The organism is Psychrobacter sp. UBA2514 (genome assembly GCF_002341255.1).
Classification (GTDB): Bacteria; Pseudomonadota; Gammaproteobacteria; order Pseudomonadales; family Moraxellaceae; genus Psychrobacter; species Psychrobacter pacificensis.
On the sequence record NZ_DDNS01000002.1, the window covers coordinates 1 to 474 of the forward strand.

A 474-nucleotide genomic window follows, 5' to 3' on the forward strand; every position below is an offset into this window, starting at 1 on the left:
TATCACTTCATCGGTAAAGACATCGTGTATTTCCATGCACTGTTTTGGCCAGCCATGCTAGCCGGTAGCGAATTGCGCACGCCAACGGGCGTCTTTGCCCATGGCTTCTTGATGGTCAATGGCGAAAAAATGAGTAAGTCACGCGGCACTTTCATCAAGGCCGAGACGTATGCTGAGCATTTACACCCTGAATACTTACGTTATTACTTCGCCAGCAAACTGTCTGACAAAGTCGAAGATATCAACCTTGATTTAGAAGACTTTATGCAAAAGGTCAACTCTGACTTGGTGGGTAAAGTGGTCAATATCGCTAGTCGTAGTGCAGGATTCTTGGTTAAAAAGTACGACGGTATACTGTCTGAGACTTGCGCTGAACCGCGCCTATTAGAAGACATTACCAAAACGGGCGATGAGATTGCTGCTGCTTACGAGAATCGTGAATTCTCACGTGCTATGCGCCTCATCATGCAGTGT

Annotated in this window: 1 protein-coding gene; it reads left to right on the forward strand. The window is 46.4% G+C overall.

Annotated elements, in window-relative coordinates:
• On the forward strand, positions 1-474 hold a 474-nt coding region (locus B3V51_RS00040; RefSeq protein WP_286707735.1), incomplete at both ends, for a class I tRNA ligase family protein.